Source organism: Actinomyces sp. Z16 (assembly GCF_003111765.1).
GTDB lineage: Bacteria > Actinomycetota > Actinomycetes > Actinomycetales > Actinomycetaceae > Actinomyces > Actinomyces glycerinitolerans.
In genome coordinates this window covers 767,034-783,844 of record NZ_CP027862.1, presented here as the reverse complement: position 1 = coordinate 783,844, position 16,811 = coordinate 767,034, and the positions used below count along the sequence as shown (strand labels likewise).

11 protein-coding genes and 1 pseudogene are annotated in these 16,811 nt (G+C 66.0%); 9 read left to right on the top strand and 3 right to left on the bottom strand.

The features are described from left to right. Positions 1-103: 103 nt before the first annotated feature. Positions 104-1,366: an ABC transporter substrate-binding protein gene (locus tag C3B71_RS03100; protein WP_108966083.1), complete on the bottom strand. Its 1,263-nt coding sequence runs from the start codon at positions 1,364-1,366 to the stop codon at positions 104-106. A gap of 138 nt (positions 1,367-1,504) precedes the next feature. On the opposite strand from C3B71_RS03100, the gene C3B71_RS03095 reads away from it, so the two are divergent. Further along, entirely contained in the window at positions 1,505-2,512 is a 1,008-nt protein-coding gene (locus tag C3B71_RS03095) for a LacI family DNA-binding transcriptional regulator (protein WP_108966081.1), read from the top strand. Positions 2,513-2,635: 123 nt separating this feature from the next. Next, complete coding sequence (locus tag C3B71_RS03090; RefSeq protein WP_199912561.1) at positions 2,636-4,186, top strand: alpha-N-arabinofuranosidase; 1,551 nt, start codon at positions 2,636-2,638, stop codon at positions 4,184-4,186. Between the two features lie 890 nt (positions 4,187-5,076). On the opposite strand, the gene C3B71_RS03085 is transcribed toward C3B71_RS03090, so the two are convergent. After that, entirely contained in the window at positions 5,077-6,645 is a 1,569-nt protein-coding gene (locus C3B71_RS03085; protein WP_234416186.1) for an HNH endonuclease signature motif containing protein, read from the bottom strand. Between the two features lie 140 nt (positions 6,646-6,785). On the opposite strand from C3B71_RS03085, the pseudogene C3B71_RS03080 reads away from it, so the two are divergent. After that, positions 6,786-8,358, top strand: a pseudogene (locus C3B71_RS03080) (IS1634 family transposase). An 11-nt stretch (positions 8,359-8,369) separates the two neighbouring features. Here the strand turns inward: C3B71_RS03080 and C3B71_RS16875 are convergent. Continuing rightward, positions 8,370-9,365, bottom strand: a complete 996-nt coding sequence (locus tag C3B71_RS16875) for a hypothetical protein (protein WP_146752402.1) — start codon at positions 9,363-9,365, stop codon at positions 8,370-8,372. 221 nt (positions 9,366-9,586) lie between these two features. Between C3B71_RS16875 and C3B71_RS03070 the strand changes: the two genes are divergently transcribed. The 6 genes from C3B71_RS03070 to C3B71_RS03045 all read left to right on the top strand — a co-directional run bounded on the left by C3B71_RS03070 (position 9,587) and on the right by C3B71_RS03045 (position 16,764). Beyond that, a complete protein-coding gene (locus C3B71_RS03070; RefSeq protein WP_073327674.1) occupies positions 9,587-10,270 on the top strand; it encodes a TetR/AcrR family transcriptional regulator in 684 nt (227 codons plus the stop codon). Between the two features lie 124 nt (positions 10,271-10,394). Beyond that, entirely contained in the window at positions 10,395-11,822 is a 1,428-nt protein-coding gene (locus C3B71_RS03065; RefSeq protein ID WP_159097629.1) for an MFS transporter, read from the top strand. A gap of 181 nt (positions 11,823-12,003) precedes the next feature. Further along, entirely contained in the window at positions 12,004-12,933 is a 930-nt protein-coding gene (locus C3B71_RS03060; protein ID WP_159097628.1) for a nucleoside hydrolase, read from the top strand. A 14-nt stretch (positions 12,934-12,947) separates the two neighbouring features. After that, the gene (locus C3B71_RS03055; RefSeq protein ID WP_159097627.1) at positions 12,948-14,609 is read left to right on the top strand and encodes a carboxylesterase/lipase family protein; all 1,662 of its coding nucleotides are present in this window, start codon (positions 12,948-12,950) and stop codon (positions 14,607-14,609) included. Between the two features lie 641 nt (positions 14,610-15,250). After that, the gene (locus C3B71_RS03050) at positions 15,251-15,700 is read left to right on the top strand and encodes a PTS sugar transporter subunit IIA (protein WP_073327680.1); all 450 of its coding nucleotides are present in this window, start codon (positions 15,251-15,253) and stop codon (positions 15,698-15,700) included. Beyond that, positions 15,697-16,764, top strand: coding sequence for a PTS fructose transporter subunit IIC (locus C3B71_RS03045; RefSeq protein ID WP_108966066.1), 1,068 nt, complete (start codon positions 15,697-15,699; stop codon positions 16,762-16,764). Before C3B71_RS03050 ends, C3B71_RS03045 begins: the two co-directional genes overlap by 4 nt. Positions 16,765-16,811 lie beyond the last annotated feature (47 nt).

Here is a 16,811-nt window from a genome sequence, read left to right as displayed (position 1 = left end):
CTCTCCGAGGCCTGGCGCCCACGCGGGCGTCGGGCCCTACCCCTGGAATTGACACGATCCGGACGGGACATCAGATTCTCCTAAGTGATTCTGCGAAAGCGGCTCACAAGGAGGCCAGCTTGGTGTCCATCCCGGCGGCGACTTGTTCCACGGTGATCTGCCCCTGCACCAACTGCTGGCACAGCGCGATGCCTTCGAGTTGGAGAGCGTCCGAGGCGTGGTCCCAGTAGTTCATGGGCAGGTAGATCTTCGAAGTCTTGAGGTAATCGTCGTAGAGACCCTGATACTCCGGGGCCACCTCAACCGTGAAGTCCGAGGTGTTCACCAGGGTGCCGATGTGCTCGTTGGCGAGCCTGAGGCCTTCTTGCGACGCCAGGAAGGTGATGAACTTCTTGGCCGCTTCGAGTTCCTCCCCCTGTGCGGAGGCCGAGATCGCAAAGCCCGGATCCGGGGCACCAGTTGCAAAGGGCTCGCCGCCAGGTGCAGCCGGCATCGGCGAGATACCCCAGTTGAGGCCGGACGCGGCGATGTCCGCCAAGTCCCAGGGGCCGGTAATGAACATGGCGAGGTTGCCGGCGATGAAGTCCTCCTTGAGCTGCGTTCCGGTCAGCGAGACGGACTCAGCTCCGACGATGCCCTCGTCGTAGAGGCGATACCATTGCTTCATCGGCTCCGGCCACTCCTCGGCGAAGGTGGACTCGCCGGTGAAGATCTTCTTCTCCCCCCGCTCGTCGCCCGCGAGGTCGTAGCCGGCCCCCAGGAATGCTTGGAACATCGAGGGAATGTCCTGGACACTTTCGCGGTAGGGGGTTACGCCCGCACCCTTGAGCTGCTTGCACAGGTCAAGGAACTCATCCCAGGCCTGCGGGACGTCATCCGCGCCCGCCTGGGCCAACAGGTCCCGGTTGTAGACGACGCCGGCCGCCCATGCGCCGAACGAGGCGCCGTAGATTTTGCCGTCGTCCTCATACGCGCGCAGGTTCGCGTCCGCAATCGCACCCATGAACGGCTCGTCGGTCAGGTCCGCAACCAGGCCCTCACCGATGAGTTTCTCCTTGGTCTCCGGGTTGATGCGATGAACCGTGGGCTGCTGGTTGCCGGCGATACGGGTCTGGAGCGTCTGAAAGTAGCCGGCGGTGGGAGCGGAGTAGGAGAAGTCGATCGCGATGTCTGGGTTGGCGTCCTCAAAGGCATCGATAAGTGGCCGTGCCACCTCCTCGGTCTCCCATGACAGGTAGGTGATCGTGGTCTTGCCTGAGTTCCCGCCCCCGCCGCATGCGGCGAGGGTTGCCGCAATCGAGGCCACCCCGAGGCCGGCGAGGGCCTGACGACGAGAGACGGCGGTGCTGGCGATGTTGGAGATCATGGTCGGTGCTCCTTTGCACGTGACGAGCGACGCCCGCTCGATTTAACGTTACATCGGTACCATAGCGCAGTTTCCGCAGTTGTCAACAGAGCGACCGCCGCAACCCGGTAGGCTGCGGCACATAGCGAGGAGGAGCCAATGACAACTCTGGCGGACGTCGCCAAGGAGGCAGGCGTGTCGGTTATGAGCGCCTCCAACGTGCTGCGTGGTAAGCCCAACGTCTCCGCATCAATCCGCGAGCGTGTGCTCGCCGCCGCGACCAAGCTCGACTACCGGGCCAACATGGCCGCCAAGAGCCTGCGGTCCGGTCGCAGCGGCATCATCGCCCTCTGCGTTCCCCGCCTCGACATGCCCTTCAACGCCGCCTTTGCCGCGGCCGCCACGTCAGCGGCGGAGGAACACGGCGTCAGGGTGATGGTCCAGCAGACGCTTTCCGACCCCGAGCGGGAGCTCGAGATCCTGCGCGGAGCTACAGCCTCCCTGGTAGACGGCACAATCGTCTCCGCGGTCGGCGCAAGCGCCCGCGAAATCGAGGACGCCGCGAGCAGCCACGCCGTCGTCCTGTACGACGAGCGCATCCAGAACACTCAACTGGACCTTATTTCCAGCCCCAATCAGGCGGGCGGGAGGGCCGCGGTCGAGCACCTCATCACCAAGGGCTGCCGCCGCATCGCCGTCTTGGGCACACACAGCGCCCCTCATGGCCGCGCCGGCGCCGATGGCCAGGACCTGCGCTGGGCCGGCGCCTTGAGTGCAGCCGAGGACAACCCACAGGTCGATCTGACCCCCATCCCCTGCGCATGGGACTGCGAGCCCGCGTACGCCGCCATGCTTTCCGCCTTGGCCGTGGGCACACCCGTCGACGGCATCTTCGCCATGACGGACTCCGTCGCACTGGGAGCCATACGCGCTCTGTCCGACCGAGACCTTCGCTGCCCCGAGGATGTGCGCATCATCGGCTTCGACGGCATCCGCGAGGGAGCCATATCCGTTCCCTCACTGTCAACCGTGGACATTGGGATAACCCAGCTGGCACGCACAGCGGTCGACATGCTCCTGACGCGCATTGAGGCACCCGCGTCGGAACTGCCCGGACGCCGGTTCACCCCCGCCTACACGCTCATCGAGAGGGAATCCTCGCGCTGAGCCCATCCAAGCCGCGGTTGAACGACCACACCCTGACATGTAACGTTACATCCATGGGACCGGTTTACCCGCCCCGTCACTCCTTACTCCCGCATGCTCAGACACACAGACCAAGGAAGTTCCATGATGTCCAGCTCTCCTGTCCCCCGCGCCGTCGTCGACCTCGATGTACCCGGCCCCACCATCTCCCGTCACATCTATGGGCACTTCGCGGAGCACCTGGGCCGCTGCATCTACGGCGGCTTTTACGTGGGCGAGAACTCCCCCATCCCCAACGTCCACGGTCTGCGCACCGACGTCATTGAAGCGCTGAGGGCGATCGCCATCCCCAACCTGCGCTGGCCCGGCGGCTGCTTCGCCGACGAATACCACTGGCGCGACGGGATCGGCCCCAAGGATCAACGCCCCACCATGGTCAACACCAACTGGGGCGACGTTGTGGAGGACAACTCCTTCGGCACGCACGAGTTCATGGAACTGTGCGAGTTGCTTGGGGCCGACGCCTACATCACGGGCAACGTCGGCTCGGGCACGGTGCAGGAGATGAGCGAATGGGTCGACTACCTGACCCGCGAGGGGGACTCCCCCATGGCGCGCCTACGCCGGGCCAATGGCCGCGAGAAGCCGTGGCGGGTGCCGTTCTTCGGCATCGGCAACGAGCCCTGGGGCTGCGGCGGGAACATGAGCGCGCCGGTCTACGCCGCCCAGGCCCGCCGCTATGCCACCTTCGTGCGCAGCCACGGCGAGAACGAGATGGTGCGCATCGCCGGCGGGGCGAACGTCGACGACTACGCGTGGACCGACGCACTGATGCGCGACCTCGTCTGCGACACCTGCCCGCGCTCCGAGCCCGGCCCCTACCAGGCAATCAGCCTGCACTCCTACACCTTCCGCGACTCCTTCGAGGCCAAGGGTCAGGCCCGCGGTTTCAGCACCGAGGACTGGTACGCCACCTTCGCCAACGCCTGGTGGATGGAGGAACTGATCACCCGGCACTCCACGGTGATGGACCGCTACGACCCCCACCGCAAGGTGGGGCTCGTCGTCGACGAGTGGGGCGCCTGGTGGGATGCAAAGCCGGGCACCAACCCCCACTTCCTGCAGCAGGACAACACCCTGCGGGACGCGCTCATCGCCTCGCTGCACTTCGACATCTTCCACCGCCACGCCGAGCGCGTCATCATGGCCAACCTGGCCCAGACGGTCAACGTGCTCCAGGCCCCGATCCTCACCGACCCGACCAGCGGCGCCATGGTGCTCACTCCCACCTACCACGTGCTGGCGATGAACCTGGGCCACCACGACGCCACTCGGCTCGACATGCGTTGGGTGGATGATCTTCCCGCCCATGCCGACGACGGCGCCCGTCCCTTCCCGCTGGTCTCCGTCTCCGCCTCCCGTAAGGGCGACACGGCGCTCATCTCCGCAACCAACCTCGACCCCGCGGCGCCCCACACGATCCGTCTGGACTTGCGCGGTGCCGCGGCGGCGGTGGACGGTGCGCGCGTGCTGACCGCGGCCGCGCTCGACGCCTGCAACACGCCAGAGGCCCCCGACGCCGTATCACCGGCTGCGTTCTCGGACTGGTCGCTGGCGGACGGCGTGCTGGAACTGGTTATCCCACGTGCCGCCTACGTGACGGTGTCATTGGGACTAGAGCCGACGACGAACTGAGTGCGGAGCCGCGACGGCGCAAGACTCTCGCCACCGCTCGGCTGCTGCGACTCGGCTCCCGCGACCACTCGGCTCCCGCGACCACTCGGCTCCCGCCACCACTCGGCTGCTGCGACCACTCGGCTCCCGCCACCACTCGGCTGCTGCGACCACTCGCCTGCTGCGACCACTCGGCTCCCGCCACCACTCGCCTGCTGCGACCACTCGGCTCCCGCCACCACTCGCCTGCTGCGACCACTCGGCTCCCGCCACCACTCGCCTGCTGCGACCACTCGGCTCCCGCCACCACTCGGCTGCTGCGACCACTCGGCTCCCGCGACCACTCGGCTGCTGCGGCCGCTCATGGAACGCGCCGCCGCACGCGGTCTGTGCACGAGACTCGGTCGCCGGCCCGCTCCGTGCCCGCATCTAGGTCCTGTTGTGTAAGTGCTTGGGTGGCGGTGCGCGGTTGGGTGGCGGTGTGTGGCTGTTGAGCCGGTCAGTTGGACCGCTGTCCCCCCCGTTGGACCGCTGTCCCCCGTTGGACCCCTGTTCCCCGGATGGACCCCTGTTCCCCGGATGGACCCCTGTTCCCCGGTTGGACCGCCGTAGCCGCCGGTTACAGCGGTCCAACGGGGCGTGGGCGGTCCAACGGGGCGTGGGCGGTCCAACGGGGCGTGGGCGGTCCAACGGGGCGTGGGCGGTCCAACCGGGGCGGTGCAAGACCCACTCGCCCCCTTCGACGGGCGCACACAGCCCACTCAAGCTGGGGCCCCGTAGCCAGCAGACACGGCGAACTCGCCATCCGCTACCAGACCACCACCCACATCGCCAGCACCGCCCCACCGGCACAAACGACTCACACAACACGACCTAGGGCCCGCCTCTGAGCCCCGCCTCTAGGACCCGCCCTAGAAGGGCGGGATCTTGTCGAGCAAAGGGGCCAGACCCAGGTCATGCAGAGCCGCCGGGTAGGGGTGGGCTTCAAAGGCGCCGACGGGCTGGGCGGGACGGGGTCCTCGACTGGTTACCTGCGGCGGATGACCGGGCCCGCCCCGGCGGGATGCCATCTCCAAACCGCGGCGAAGCCGCTCCACGACCGCGCCGTCGACGGCCCGCGCCTCTCGCTCGGGGATGATTCGAGCAGAAACCTGGAGTTGGCGGGGGCCCACGCGACGCGGCAGGAGGGTTACGGTCCCCTCCGGGGCTCTGCGGTAGCGGGCCCCGGAGGGCGTAGTCCACAGGAGGGCGTCATCATCCTGCCGGGTGAGGGTCCATCCGGGAGTGTGCTTGAGGCGATGGTGGGCCTGACACAGGCAGGTGAGGTTGTTCAGGCTGGTGGTCCCGCCCTCCGCCCAGGAAATGACATGGTCGATGTCGCAACGCGCGGCCGGCACCGTGCACCCGGGGAAGGTGCACGCCTGATCACGGGCCTGCACCAGGTCACGCAAGGCGGCCGGAGGCCGGTAGTGCGACCGCCCCACGTCCACTACGGCGCCTGAAAGGGGATCGGTGACCAGCCGACGCCAGACACCGCCCAGAGCCAGGGCACGCGCAGTGGCGGCGGGGATGGGCGCCCGATTGCGGCCGATTACGACCTCGGCCGTCGGTGCCGTCCCCAGCGGCAGCGCATCCCCACCGCCCGCGTACAGACCTGCGCCGTTGGTGGTGCTCTGACTCCTCCCATGGGCTGCAGGCGCACTGCTCCCGTCGACAACTACGGGCGTCTCGATCCCATCGACGGCAGTGGGCGCACTTCCCCCACTGCCGGTAGGCAGACTCATCCCACTCGCGCCGCGTGAGCCGTCTTCGCCACCCGGCGGCGCGCCGCCGGTGTGGTCGTCATCGGGTACCAGCAGGGTCAGCGGGACCGTGACATCAACATTGATTCCAATTCCGGGTGGCGGGAAGACCGGGTCGATGCCGGACGGCGTCCACCAGGGACGAGAGGGCTCCACCAAACCGCTTAGAGCGCCGAGCAGCCCCTCCAGCGGAACCCCATCCGGCAACAAGCAGCCACCGCGGCCGGCTCCGAAGGTGCCATGTGCTACGCCGGTCGCGTCGCCGGCGCTGGAGTTCTCCGCTGTGGGGATCACGGCGACGGGTATCTCGGCGGGTATCGCGGCGATGGGTATCTCGGCGGCGGCCTCTCCGACTGGACCGCCGGAACGGCAACCGGCGTCGACAAAATCCGACGCATCGCTCGTGCGCGTGCTTCGGCAGGCGACGTGTTGGCTGCCTTGAAGGGTGCGCAGGGCCATACCGGTGAGAGCGTCGGCCCGCAGCTGGCCCAGGCTGCGCCCATCGCCGGCGGCGCGGGCGCTGGCGGCGATGGCGTCCAGGGTCGCGTCGACTAGGAAGGCATCCAGGCTGGGCAGCAGCAGCATCTCATGGGTGCCCTCACCCGCCTGACGGGGATGGCTCACGTGACGATCGGCAACATTCCTTGTGCGGCGGCTGCTCGCTCCCTGGGGATCCAGGGCGGCCAGAGCGCGGTCGACATCCCGCCCGAGCCCTGACTCCTGACAGGTCGCTGGGGTGATTGGGGTTTTTCGTTGGTGTGGTGTGGTTGGGTTGGTGGTTGTGGGGCACTAATCCGGTGGCGGTAGAGTGATGGTGTGTGAGCCCGTATGTTCGTAAGGTGCGTACCGCGTCGGGGGCTACGGCTGTGCAGATCGTGGCTAAGGAGCACGGTGTGCGCCGGGTTGTGGAGCACCTGGGCTCGGCCCACGATGAGGCGGAGCTGGCGGCCCTGATTCAGGCTGGGCGGGAGAAGATCCGGGGAGGCCAGGGGGTGCTGGACCTGGCCGGCCTGACACCTCAGGCTGCCCGCCAGGCCGCCCCGGCGGTAGTCGTCGGGCAGCGCTCTGCCCTGCTGTGGGACGTGCTGTGTGGTGCGTATGAGGCCCTGGGGCTGGATGAAGCGGTGGGTGGGGATGAGGGGTTTATGCAGATGGTGCTGGCCCGTCTGGTCGAGCCCACCAGTAAGGAGCAGGTCCCCGCCGTGCTGGGAGAACTCGGAATTGATGCCCTAACCCCACGCTCCTTGTTCCGGTCCCTGGCCCGCTGCATTACTGGCGACTACCGCTCCCGTATTCAGGCCGCCTGCCTGCGGCACGTGAGTGCCGGCGGGGACCTGTCCCTGTGCCTATACGACGTGACCACCTTGTACTTCGAGGTCGAGAAGGAGGACTCCCTGCGGCGGGTGGGGTACTCCAAGGAGAGGCGGGTCGACCCGCAGGTCATCGTGGGGCTGCTGGTGGATAGGGCCGGCTTCCCCCTACAGATCGGCTGCTGGGAGGGCAACAAGGCCGAGACCAGCACGTTGATCCCCATGGTCGAGGAGTTCCGGAAGGCTTCCAACATTGAGCACCTGGTGGTGGTGGCCGATGCCGGCATGCTCTCCGCGGCCAACCTCGAAGCGCTCGACCAGGCCGGCTTGGGGTTCATCGTCGGGTCCCGTATGACCAAGGCGCCGGCGGACCTGGCCGCCCATTTCCGCTGGCACGGGGACGCCCTGGCCGACGGGCAGGTGATCGATACGATCACCCCACGTCGAGGCACGCGCTCGACCGAGAGGGACGACAAGACGCGTGATGAGCCCGTCTGGAGCCCAGTGGAGTTCCCGGGCTCGTGGCGGGCGATCTGGGCCTATAGCGCGCGCCGGTTCGCTCGGGACAACAAGACCCTGACCGCGCAGGAGAACCGGGCGCGGGCGGTGGTCGCCGGCCACAGGCGCCCCAAGGGCACCCGCTTCGTCACCACCCGCAAGGGCGACCAGGTGCTCGACGAGAAGGCTCTGGCTCGCGCTAAGCGGCTCGCGGGACTGAAAGGCTACGTCAGCAACATCCCCGCCACCGTGATGCCCGCCAGTGAAGTGATCGCCTCCTACCACGAGCTGTGGCACGTGGAGCAGTCACTTGCGCATGTCCAAGCACGACCTGCGGGCCAGGCCCGTCTTCCACCACACCCACGACGCCATCCAGGCCCATCTCACCGTGGTGATGGCATCCCTGGCCGTCGCCCGCCACCTACAAGCCGCCACCGGCATCAGCATCAAACAACTCGTCCGCGAACTGAAGCCACTTCAGGAAGTCACAATCACCATCAACGGACACCAAATAACCGCCCAACCCCAGACCACCCAGACCGCACAGCAAATCCTCAACAACCTGAACGCCGCAGGGCACTAAACTGTCAGGACTCAGGCCTGACGGGGATGGCGCACGTGACGATCGGCAACATTCCTTGTGCGGCGGCTGCTCGCTCCCTGGGGATCCAGGGCGGCCAGAGCGCGGTCGACATCCCGCCCGAGCTGCGCGGCCGTTCTACGTGGAGCGCGGGCGAGCACCCGTTCCTGGACCGCAGCGGTAGTCGCGGAACCCGTCCCCTCGAGCCGCGCAACAATCAGCGCAGTCTTGGACTGATCCACCAGGCCCGCACGGTACAACACCTCCGTGAGCGCGAACTCGGGCTGCAACAGAGCCCGCCCGCGGTCAAGTATCCGCGAGGCGGTCGCGCGCGGCACTCCCAGGCGGCAGGCGATCTCGTTGCTGGTGGTGAACCGCGATTCCTCTTCGGTAACCAGCTTCGCGGGCTCTCCACCGGGCCCCCACGGGGCCGCCCCACGGTTCATCTCCGCGGTTCTTGCCAGGCAGGCTGCCGCGACTGCCTCCGCCCATGACACCCAAGCCTCCAGCCGATGACAAGCCGCCACCAGCTCACTGAGCACCTGCCCTCCCAGGGAGGCCAGGGCGTCGATACCGGTTCCCTCGCCCCAATCCACGCCCAGCCGCGCAGCCGTCTGCGCCAGGTCACGGTCAGCCGGACTGGTGATCGCGCCCAGCACCTCGTCCATCTCAGGAACGCCCAGGACCTCTGCAACTTCGGCGGAGTCAACAACACCGCCGGCGTCGGCAACGGTGGCGCCACAGCCGTCTGCCTCACCCTCGGAACGCGCAGGTACTAGAAGCCCGGCCAATAAGTCCTCAACCAGGCCCGCCAAGCCGGCTCCCGCCGACATCCCAGCCAGGCGATCAACCAGGGCGCCAGGATCCGGGGTGTCACCAGCCAAAGCGGCCCGCGCCGTCGTCGGCTCCGTCGCCGTCGTCGGCATCCCGTTCTTGGCGGCAGGAAGCGCAACTCGGCCCGCCGTACCGGTCCCGGCGGGTCCACCCTCGCTCCCCCTGCTCCCGAACATGAATACACGGTATCGCGCGGCACCGACACGAATTCCACCCCTTTAGCAGGGCTACCGCCGCGACGCGGGCGGCATACTTCACCCCAAGTGGGCTACGGCGTGTGGGCGTGTCCGCCCCGGCGGTATCGCTATATTGCGAAATGGGGGTACCCGCCAGCCGACTTAGCCCTCGGAAGGCGGGCCCCGCACGTTGCCGATTCGACCAATCCCTGGAGGTCAACATGGCACGACTCGAGGACTCCGCGGCGCCGCTCAAGGACGCCATGGGTGATGCCCTGCTCGAGCTCATGCACGAAAAGCCCCTGCGAAAGATAAGCGCCAGTGAGATCGCCTCGCGTGCCGGCCTGGGGAGAGTGACCTATTTCCGGCACTTCTCCTCCAAGGAGGAGGTGCTCGCCTATAAGTATCGAACCGCTTGGAGGGACTTCGCCGCCCGGCACTGGTACGACGAGTCCGACGACCGCGCGAATGCCATAGCCCGGTTCCACTTCTGTCTGCAGGTGCGTACGCTCAACGACGCCGTCTATGGGGCGGAGCTTGGGAGCATCCTGCTGGGAGTCATTGTGGAGTCGCTGGAGGGCCGGGCTCCGGACCCGGCGACGACCCCTGCCTCCGATGCCGGGGCCACGGACGCCAGCGATCGAGCCGGCTTCCTGCACCGCTTCAAGGCCTATGCCCTGTTCGGGCTCATTGACGCCTGGATCCGCCACGGTTACCGGCAGGCCCCGGAGGAGATGGCCGCCATTTACGTCAGCTTCCTCAGCCCCGAGGTCGAATCGCTGGGTTCGCGCGGCTCCGAGCGCCGAACCGGCGGCAGGGCGGCACGGATGCGCAGATTGCAGCGCATCCGGGAGGCGGCGGAACTGCGCAACCCGAGGCGCTACGTCGTAGACGACGACTCCTGAGACCGGACGCCTTGACAGCGCCTTGACAGGATGAATCCATTCAGCGTTAAATGAACCAACCGGTCGGAACCTCGCGGAGGATTCGCGTGCGTTCAGCGCCCGGACATCGATGCAAAGGAGCCACATGTCCAATGCCGCCGATCCCCGTCTGGAGGAGCCCACCCGTCCGGGCACCTCCGCCAAGTATCTGGGCGGACGCCCGTACTACCAGTACCTGATCTCCTTCGTCATCGCGGGTGTCTTCCTGTACGCCTGCTACTCGGCGCTGGCGGCGCTCCTGCTGCCCAACACCGTGCAGACGATCGAGTTCCAGCACTACTTCTCCGGCACCACCGTCACCACCCTGGACCAGCTCACCGAGCTCACCAACCTGGCCAATGACGTCAACGCCGGCACGGTCACCGCGACGTCCGAGCAGGCGCACCTGCTGGACCTGCTGAAGCAGTACGAGGCCGCTCGGGCCTCCTCGATCTCCAACATGATGATCGTCGGCTCGTTCTTCACGCTGTTCGCCCAGCCGATCGTCGGTGTCCTCTCCGACCGCTGGCGCTCCCGCTGGGGCCGGCGCGCCTTCTGGATCGTGGCCGGCGCCGTCGCCGGGGCCGCCTTCATGATCGGCCTGCGCTACTCCACCACGATTCTCATGCTCACCATCTTCTGGACCACCGCGCAGGTGTCGCTGAACTTCATGCAGGGGCCGCTGTCGACGACGGTGGCGGACCGGGTTCCCGCCGAGAAGACCGGCACGGTCTCCGGCCTGTCCGGCATCGGGATGATGGCCGGCTTCACCGGCGGCTCCGTGGTGGCCGGCATTCTGATGAACTCCATGGGGCTGGATGCCTACTTCGTGTTCGCCATCGCCGTCGTCGTCGGCGCCCTGATCTTCGTCACCTTTGCCAAGGACCGCTCCTCCAAGGACCTGGAGCTGCGCGAATTCGACTGGATCGCCTTCTTCAAGGGCTTCTTCGTCCCACTGTTCGACCATGACTTCCGCTGGGTTTGGATCGCCCGCTTCATGATGTTCTTCGGCTACACGGCCGTCAGCAACTACAACCTGTACATCATTCAGTCCCACCTGCGGCCCGCTCACACCGCGGCCGAGGCGAACACGATCGTTGCCACCCTGTCGGCGGCGGCTCTGCCGGTGCAGTTGCTCATGCTGGCCTTCGCCGGCAAGCTCTCGGACAAGGTCAAGCGGCGCAAGCCCTTCGTCATCGGCGCCTCCTTGGTGATTGCCCTGGACATGCTGGTGCCACTGCTGGTTCCGACGCTCCCGATGTACTTCTTCTTCTACATCCTGCTGGCGGCCGCCTACGGCATGTACATGGCGGTGGACGTGGCCCTGTTCATCGACGTCCTGCCCGACCCGAACGCCGCCGGCCGTGACCTGGGCGTGGCCAACGTGGCCTCCAACATCGGCCAGATGCTGGCGCCCTTCGTCGCCGGCAAGCTGGTCGCCCACACCGGCGGCTACTCGGCGATCTTCATTACCGCTGTAATCGCCGTCGCTATTAGCGCCGCAGCCATCATCCCGGTCCGGAAGGTGAAGTAGCGTCTGAAGCACTTGGTGGCGGCATCGGTCCCAGCCGGTCCGGTGCCGCCACCATCCCAACCGGTAACTCACTGCCGCTTGACCCAGAATCGCTTGCAAAGGAGCAAGACATGAACACCACCCCAAGACCTGGGCCTATGGCTCATTCCCCTGGCTTTCCGAGTCCGACCGGCTCCCCGGCGTGGCTCCCCGCACCCGCGTCATCATCGATAACGACTTCGCCGGCGATCCCGACGACCTCTTCGCGCTGGCCCACCACCTGCTGGTCGAGGGCACCGAGGTACGCGGCGTCGTCATCTCCCGACTGCGCGAGGACGACCCGTGGAATCGCACCGACTCCTCCGTGCGCGCAGGCCACGAGCGCGTCGAGACGCTGCTGGCGACCATGGGGGTGACCGGCGTCGACCTGTACGACGGCGACGACCGCGGCTTCGACGCCTACGCCGACCAGACCGCCGCCTCCCGCTTCATCATTGATGAGGCGCTGCGCGACGACGACCGCCCGCTGTTCCTCGTGGCCGGCGGCTCGCTGGGCGACGTCGCCCGGGCCTTCAAGGCGGAGCCGGCCATTGCCGAGCGCCTAACGCTCGTCTGGATCGGCGGCGGGGAACACGCCGGACTGGCGTACGTGCCCGAGGGCGGCACGGACATGGAATACAACCTGGCACTCGATCCCGCGAGCGCCCGCTACGTCTTCAATGAGACCGAGGCGCGCATCTGGCAGATTCCGCGCGACGTCTACCGCTCCGCCACCGTCTCCATGCCGACCATCCGCCGCGGCTGCGCTCGCGCGGGAACGGTTGGCGCCTACCTGCTCGGTGAGTTGAACCAGGTGCGCGAGATGGTTTCGGGCATGACGCACCCCGGCGCCACCTACGTGCTCGGAGACCAGCCGCTGGTGCTGCTGTCCTCGCTGCAGACCACCTTCGAGCCCGACGCCGCCTCCTCCTACTACGACGTCATCCCCACGCCCCGCATTGCGCAGGACGGCACCTACCGCTACCCGCAAGACGTCCGGCCGATGCGCCGCTACCAGCGCATCGACAACCGACTCCTTTTCGACGACATGTTCGACTCCCTGGCCGTCCTGGCCGAGTGGCTGGAGAACTGAAAGGAAGAGGCAGCGTGTACAACTCCATAGTCATCTCCACCGTCCATGGTCCGGTCCGTGGACGGGTGGTGGACGGCGTCGCCGCGTTCAAGGGCATCCGCTACGGCGCCGACACCGGAACCTACCGCTTCCAACCACCCCGGCCGCCACAGCCTTGGACAGATGTTGCCAATGCCTTCGAGTTCGGTCCCACCTGCCCACAGGATCACCCGGACACCGGTGTCGATCGCGCCCTGAATCCCTTCCTGCAGAAGATCGGACTCACCGACAATCTGCCGGAGGACGAGGACTGCCTATTCCTGAACGTGTGGACACCTGCACGCTTGTCTCAGGAAGCTTCAGTTTCTGGCGACGGAACTGACGGCGCCCGCACGGACCAACCCGACCACCCCGGCAGGCCAGTACTGGTTTGGGTACATTCGGGCGCATACTCCTCGAACTCGGGCTCCTCGCCCTCCATCGACGGCACTCATCTTGCCCGTGAGCACAACCTGGTGGTCGTCACCTTCAATCATCGACTCGGCGCGCTCGGCTACACGCAGGTAGTTGATCCAACGACGGAGCCGAACTCCCCCTATGCCGAATCCGGCAACGTCGGCATGCTCGACATTGTGGCGATGCTGGCCTGGGTACGAGACAACATCGCCGCCTTCGGCGGCGATCCCTCACGGATTACCGTGGCCGGTCAGAGCGGCGGGGCCATGAAGATCTCCATTCTTATGGCTATGCCGTCCGCGGCCGGGCTGTTTCACCGCGCCGTATTGTGTTCTGGTGCCACCACGCTGGCGCGTCCGCTCGACGATGCCCTGCGGACCGGGCGCCATCTGCGTGTCTGCGCCGGACTTCCCGGGGACGCCGCTGTCACCGAGCTGGCTAAGCTCCCGATCCAAGACTTCATGCGTGCGTCGCTCGCCGCCGCGGGCACCTCCATGACCACTTTCTCCCCTGTCATCGACGGAAGCACACTGCCCTGCGCACCATTCGCGCCTAGCGCGTTGGCATTGTCCGCCCATGTGCCTGCAATCATCGGTGATCTCGACACCGAGGCGGCGTTGTTCCTCGCAGGAAGTCACGACGAGCTCGCGACCCAGGGGCTCGACGGACTGCATCGGGCATTGACAGGTGAATTGGGCACGCAGGTGGCGGACAAATTCCTTGCCGCCCTGCAAGACTCCCATCCGAGCGCGTCCCCCTACGAACTGGCGCTGAGGGCCTCCTCCGACCTGGCCTTCTGCGTCCACACGCGCACCGCGGTCCAGCGACGGGTCGCCTGGGCACAGGCACACGGCGGTGCGCCCACATGGCGCTACCGCATAACTTGGCGGACCCCGGTGGACGACGGCGTTTATATGTCTACGCACGAGCTAGACGTCGCACTCGCATTCGGCAATGTGGAGGCGGCTCGGGGCCTCAATGGTGGAGGTGACGAGGCCCGGGCTCTATCCCGCACGATCGGCTCGACCTGGGCGAACTTCGCCGCCGACGGCGAACCGTGCGGCCGCCAGGGAACCGGCTCCGTAGCCTCTTGGCCCGCTTGTGAGTCAGCCGTTGCCCATACGCTTCTGCTCACGCCAACGCCCCAGTCCGCCGGGGACGTGGACGCGGCCGAGCTTGACGCAATCACGGCGACAGTGCATGGCGAGGTGAATTGGCTGGAGGCGGTGCGCGCGCGATGATCAGGCGTCATCCCACCACGCCGGTTCGGGAGTACCACGCCAACTAACGGGCTCTGCCTGCCTAGGGGTGTGGTGTCCACGGGCCGGTCGGGAGTCTGGGTCGGGTGTGCGAGTGGACTGGGGCGTCTGCTACGCGGGTCCGACGTTAACAACGCTACTTAACGGTCTGCTGTATACCTCGGAGCCCTTCAGTAGACCGTTAACCGGCGTTGTTAACCCCGAAGTGGCGTTGCAGACGGTGAAGCGACGTAGCAGATGGCAACCGTCTCCCGGCACGGCGATACCGGCAACCGTCTCCCGGCACGGCGATACCGGCAACCGCCCCGGGCGCCGCGATACCGGCAGCCACGCGACTCTTCGAGCACGAAAAGCTGTATCGCCTATCAGCGGATATAACGCTAACACCAGCAAATTCTGACAGCCACCAGAACCGTCGGATCGAACCAATAGGCCAGCACCGAGAACCTGTATCGCCACACCAGGCTTACGACTTCCACATTCAATGTGGAAACACTCGAGCTGTTCATCTCCCGCTTGACCACGTAGCATCGACGCAACCACGGTCACCGCGAACAATTTAAGCGGCGCCCGGAGCCAGCACATCAGGCGCAGCCGAAGACCAGACAAGGAGGTTTGGTATAGTGTTCGAAAAGGAACTCATCGTCTTCAGCGACACCGAGTACGCGTCGAAAGACGCCGTCATTGAGGGGATGGCCGAGCTCGTCGCCAACAAGGTCGATAGCGTCGAGGGGTTTGCCAACGCGGTCAAGGAGCGCGAGGCGGCATTCTGCACCTACATCGACCACGGCGTAGCCATACCCCACGGCAAGACCGACATCGTAAAGAGTCCGTTCGTCATCTACCAGCGTCTCGGGAAGGGCGTCACCTGGGGCGAGGATGGCGAGGTCGCCACCCACGTCTTCATGATCGGCGTCCCGGAGGCGGCGGCGGGGAACTTGCACCTGAGGATACTTGCGGAGCTTAGCAAGGGACTCGTACGCGAAGCTTTCCGCGACAGGCTGCTCGGCACCGATTCAAAGGAAGAGGTCTTTGAGATTCTCAAGGACGTAGAGAAGGAGATCGTCAAATGAGCTTGGGACAGACCAAAAAGAAGGCAAGCCTGGGCGCTCAGCTCTTCAAATACTTCAACACGGGCATCTCGTACTTTCTACCCGTAATTATCGCGGGCGGCATGCTGTTCTCGCTAACACTCATCACCGGTCGCATCGAAGACGGCGCCATTGTCCCCTCCAACCAGTTCTGGCAAAACGTTTACGACCTGGGCCAAGCCGGCTTCTCCATGATGGTACCGGTCCTCTGCGCCTACATAGCATACGGCGTGGGCAGCAAGCCCGCACTCGCGCCCGGTTTCATCCTAGGATACGTGGCAAACAACCCCATCGGTTCCCGCCAAATTTCCACTGGCTTCCTCGGCGCCCTCATCTTAGGTTTCATGGTGGGCTACTTCGTAAAATGGACGAAGAGCTGGAAGGTCCCAGATGTGCTCAAGCCCATGATGCCCACCTTCCTCGTCCCACTGGTCACGACCTTTATATGTGGCGTCGTTTACACCTACTGCCTCACCTACCCACTGAACGCATTCGTACAAGTCATCGTAGACGTCATGTACAAGCTGAACGGGGTGAGCGCTGTACCTCTGGGCATTGCCATCGGCGTGCTTGCCGCAGCAGACTTCGGCGGCCCCTGCTCCAAGGCTGCCACTGCCTTCACCATCGCTCTCATGGCCGAGGGATTCTATGGCCCCAACGGCGTCTTCCGCATGTGCTGCGCCATCCCGCCCCTAGGCATGGCACTCGCCTCGTTTATCCTTCGCGACCGCTATGACAAGGCGGATCGCAACCTGGGCATCTCCGCCCTGTTCCTTTCCTCCTCCGGTATAACCGAGGGCGCCATACCCTTTGCCGGCAAAGACTTTAAGCGCACCTGGATTGCTTGCGCGATCGGAACGGCCATCGCCGGCGGCATCGGCATGGTGCACGGCATTTCATCCGTCGTGGCCTTTGGCGGCATCGTGGCCATCCCCGGCGTTTACGAGGGACAGCTCTGGTATGTGGTCGACATGCTCATCGGCGCTCTGGCCATAGTCGGAATCCTCTTCCTCATCAAGCCCAAGCTGGACACCGACGGGAAGTAGCGAAAGACGGGTCGAGACGTAGGCCGCCCGCATCATGGACTAGACCA

What these genes read in the sequence shown, in the direction of transcription:
- C3B71_RS03095 (WP_108966081.1), top strand. Translation starts at nt 1,505, where the DNA reads ATGACAACTCTGGCGGACGTCGCCAAGGAGGCAGGCGTGTCGGTTATG.
- C3B71_RS16875 (WP_146752402.1), bottom strand. Translation starts at nt 9,365, where the DNA reads ATGTTCGGGAGCAGGGGGAGCGAGGGTGGACCCGCCGGGACCGGTACG.
- C3B71_RS03070 (WP_073327674.1), top strand. Translation starts at nt 9,587, where the DNA reads ATGGCACGACTCGAGGACTCCGCGGCGCCGCTCAAGGACGCCATGGGT.
- C3B71_RS03065 (WP_159097629.1), top strand. Translation starts at nt 10,395, where the DNA reads ATGTCCAATGCCGCCGATCCCCGTCTGGAGGAGCCCACCCGTCCGGGC.
- C3B71_RS03100 (WP_108966083.1), bottom strand. Translation starts at nt 1,366, where the DNA reads ATGATCTCCAACATCGCCAGCACCGCCGTCTCTCGTCGTCAGGCCCTC.
- C3B71_RS03090 (WP_199912561.1), top strand. Translation starts at nt 2,636, where the DNA reads ATGATGTCCAGCTCTCCTGTCCCCCGCGCCGTCGTCGACCTCGATGTA.
- C3B71_RS03045 (WP_108966066.1), top strand. Translation starts at nt 15,697, where the DNA reads ATGAGCTTGGGACAGACCAAAAAGAAGGCAAGCCTGGGCGCTCAGCTC.